Origin of the sequence: Aliivibrio sp. A6, assembly GCF_028765505.1 — a bacterium.
Taxonomy (GTDB): domain Bacteria; phylum Pseudomonadota; class Gammaproteobacteria; order Enterobacterales; family Vibrionaceae; genus Aliivibrio; species Aliivibrio finisterrensis_A.
In genome coordinates, this window is record NZ_JARACR010000068.1 from 1 (window position 1) to 3,176 (window position 3,176).

The window sequence follows — 3,176 nt, forward strand, 5'->3', positions numbered from 1 at the left end:
CGCATTATGTGCATTGAGTTATGTTGAGTGGTTTGCTTTGCTTAACTGAATAAAAAAGTGGGCGAGGGATATGCTCATTTAGGAGGTCAGCTTGCTGGCCTTTTTAATGCTCATCGTGAGAATCGTTTTTAGAAGTTAACCCGTAACATAATTCCTGTAATGCGAACTAGTTTGTTATCGATAACATACCGGTATGTTAAAAAATGACATACCGCACCTAAGTTTCGTTAATGGGTCGCTACGTTCTTAGCCATTCATGAGGAGCTGCGTGACGAAGTTTTTCATGCGCTTGCGCATATAAGCGGAGCGAAACGCTTTTCTTTCACTCCACTTAAAATGATCGCAAATCAATCTCCAACCGGCTTCGTTAAATAAAAAAGAATCCGCCTCCCTGCCAAGCGCTTTTTGCTCTTGAACCCTGCCACACAATTATTCATTTCAATAACTGTTTATCGCTACGCTACTTCACTAAAAACGAACGGACAACGACGACCGACGAAGAGCGAAGACTGAGCGAGGAGGAGGAAGAAGTGTTCGAGAGTACACTATCTTTAATAGTGTACCCTTGTCTCATTATGAGACTTTTGGGTTGGGGTTATGTTACACCCCAACTAACTGCGGACATCTGCATGTTTTACTTAGCTTATCGAATGCTCGATTGTAGCTACTTCAGCCATGTCACTGTAGTAATCATCGTGATTCGTATTTTCTATTGCAGAAAAAAACTCTTCATGGTCGGGGATCATTCTCCATGAATACATTGTTATTAGCTCTTGTGGAACGCGAGCAAGCATTGACTTGATAATAAAGTCTTCCAAGCTCATTTTCCCGTGTCTTTTTCCTGAGCATATTTCATTAGCGGTTATTCCTAGGTGAGTTGCTAATAAACCTATTTGCGTCGCTTTAGGCTCAGTATCCCCATTTTCCCACTTTAGATATGTTTGCTTCGCTACTTTCACTAATTTAGCGATCTCTTCTTGTGTGTAACCTTTTTCCATACGTGCGGACTTAATTACATCTTTCAACATCATAAAACCCCTTTAGGTACGATTTTTTATAAGTATAACACCACTTTTTAACACCAATAGCTTGAAGTATACATAAGTAGAGTGTATGTTATAAAAAAACGTACTTGACAGGGTTTTAATTTGTACTTCATTGACCAGCTTTTCATGCAACAAGTTCATCCCGAGGGCGGTCTTCCGCTCGTGGGTACGCATGTCATTGAAAGGTTGAATCTTGAAACTGGAGAGGCTTTACCTCCATCAGTTAATCAGAAATTCTTAGAGGGTTCATTTAGTACAAAACTCATTATTCGCTGTGATGGCCAAAAAGTTCGTATAGAGGGTAATCCATCTCGTTGGCAACGAATGGATAACTTATTTGGTTTAAAGACTCTTGATGAATGTGTTGATATCTACAATCACATATTAAGAAAATATGATTTACCTGAGTTCACAAAGAACACCAAACTTTTTCCACGCCAGTCGCCTGACGGCAAATCGACTTCATTGGTCGGTAATGGTGCTGAAATAACTTCGATTGATTGGACTCAAAATTTAGCGGTAGGAAAGGGCAATCAGGCATCCTTTATTCGTGGTATGTCTTCAATGCAAATTGGTAGAGGGAGGAAGCCACATCTTTTCCCAAATGGTAAATCTTGTGGGTGGGGATATGGCTCTAGTTGGATGATTAACAAGCTTTACGATAAAGCATTTGAACTTAGGGAGCACTTGAAAAAAGATAAACGCAAAAAAGATGGCGTATTAGAAAAACAACTCGAATATATAGAACAATTAATTACATATTGCGACGAACAAGGCGTAGTCAGAAATGAAAGTAGCTTGAAACAATTACTTCTTAAAAAGCACAGATTACAATTTTACGGCCTTGTTTCAGAAGAAGATTTTCTCCCACATTTAAACGATATCGAGAATGCAATGAATACCATACAGATAAGTCATGATGTGCACAAAAGTATTGCAGACCAATTACTTGAACTCAATATAGTAAAAAGTCGTCAAGCAGCTAATGCCACTCAAAGCTATGCAATCATGTGGCAAAGTGGTTCGAACATTCGTGAAATACTTAAAGAAAGACAATTTTATGAGCATAAAGCAAGATTAAAACAAATAGGTATCGATATAGGCCAACAGTTTGATATTACTCGTTTATGTCCGACTTTAAAACGTTCTGAAGTAATTAAAGTAGAACCATTGAAAATACCAGAATGGTATCAGATGCCAACAGTAGAGAATTCAAATATTTTACCATTTAGAGCTATAGCATAGAGGAAATATATATGTTGAAAATTGAAGTGTTTAAAGAAGATGCAGTTTTAATTGAACGAATAATAAAGCCAAGAGACGATAAACCAGGGAAAACTTTTTATGAACAAGTTGCTTATGCTTATCTAGGTGGGAAATTTCCAGTTCAAATAAAATTACCGATGGAAAAAGGACAAGAACCATATGCAGCTGGATTATATACACCTCATAGCTCTAGTTATGTCGTTAATAACTTTGGAGGATTGGAGTTAAAACGTTTCGGACAATTAATCCAGCCATTGGAATCTGAATTATGATTGAGCCGAATCTTACTAAAATCAGATTGGATTTAGGTCTTTCAAAAGATGTCGTTTTTCATGGATTCTTAATTCACAATACTGAAAAAGACGATTTTTTATTAACATTCACTGATAATGAAATACTAAGAAATACAAGTTGGACTCCAATGCCAGATACTGCATTTCGTTTTAAACGTTTCAAAAAAGCATTTAAAGCATTTCAAAAATTAGAGCTAGAAGATAGAGCAATTATTGTTGCTTCATTTGATATCGGAACTCAAATTTTAATTTCATCACCAACTAACATTTAAAAGAAAAACCCATTACTGCAGCAACAGCAATGGGCTTCATCAGAACCAACTAGAAAGGAGTTGATTATGACTGTTAAAGAATACACGTTAACGGACTTAGAAGCGAAAATAAATAACATTTCAAGTATTTCAATGTTCTTACGAACAGAAAGCTGTCCAAAAGATATATCAATAAGCTTACAAGATCATATGCAGGAAGAAATTGAAAACTTACAAGGCATATTAAGTTTCATGCAAATTTACCCACAAATCATAAATAAAGAAAGCTCAACTGATTCTGTAAGCAATCCCCACTAGTG

Annotated in this window: 5 protein-coding genes; 4 read left to right on the top strand and 1 reads right to left on the bottom strand. The window is 36.6% G+C overall.

Annotated elements, in window-relative coordinates; genetic code table 11:
* Positions 1–638: 638 nt before the first annotated feature.
* Positions 639–1,031 (bottom strand): helix-turn-helix transcriptional regulator, encoded by a 393-nt coding sequence (locus tag PVK70_RS18520; RefSeq protein ID WP_242504816.1) that lies wholly within the window; start codon positions 1,029–1,031, stop codon positions 639–641.
* 117 nt (positions 1,032–1,148) lie between these two features.
* Here PVK70_RS18520 and PVK70_RS18525 point away from each other — a divergent pair, with 117 nt between their 5' ends.
* From PVK70_RS18525 to PVK70_RS18540, 4 genes are all read left to right on the top strand, one after another.
* The gene (locus PVK70_RS18525) at positions 1,149–2,291 is read left to right on the top strand and encodes a phage/plasmid replication protein, II/X family (RefSeq protein ID WP_130049091.1); all 1,143 of its coding nucleotides are present in this window, start codon (positions 1,149–1,151) and stop codon (positions 2,289–2,291) included.
* 11 nt (positions 2,292–2,302) lie between these two features.
* Positions 2,303–2,584 (top strand): single-stranded DNA-binding protein, encoded by a 282-nt coding sequence (locus tag PVK70_RS18530; RefSeq protein ID WP_130049092.1) that lies wholly within the window; start codon positions 2,303–2,305, stop codon positions 2,582–2,584.
* Entirely contained in the window at positions 2,581–2,877 is a 297-nt protein-coding gene (locus PVK70_RS18535) for a hypothetical protein (RefSeq protein ID WP_130049093.1), read from the top strand. The genes PVK70_RS18530 and PVK70_RS18535 overlap by 4 nt, the downstream gene beginning before the upstream one ends.
* A gap of 66 nt (positions 2,878–2,943) precedes the next feature.
* The gene (locus PVK70_RS18540; RefSeq protein ID WP_130049094.1) at positions 2,944–3,174 is read left to right on the top strand and encodes an RstC protein; all 231 of its coding nucleotides are present in this window, start codon (positions 2,944–2,946) and stop codon (positions 3,172–3,174) included.
* Positions 3,175–3,176 lie beyond the last annotated feature (2 nt).

Excerpts from the sequence above, each read along its gene's own strand:
- PVK70_RS18520 (WP_242504816.1), bottom strand. The coding sequence starts at position 1,031 with ATGATGTTGAAAGATGTAATTAAGTCCGCACGTATGGAAAAAGGTTAC.
- PVK70_RS18540 (WP_130049094.1), top strand. The coding sequence starts at position 2,944 with ATGACTGTTAAAGAATACACGTTAACGGACTTAGAAGCGAAAATAAAT.
- PVK70_RS18530 (WP_130049092.1), top strand. The coding sequence starts at position 2,303 with ATGTTGAAAATTGAAGTGTTTAAAGAAGATGCAGTTTTAATTGAACGA.
- PVK70_RS18535 (WP_130049093.1), top strand. The coding sequence starts at position 2,581 with ATGATTGAGCCGAATCTTACTAAAATCAGATTGGATTTAGGTCTTTCA.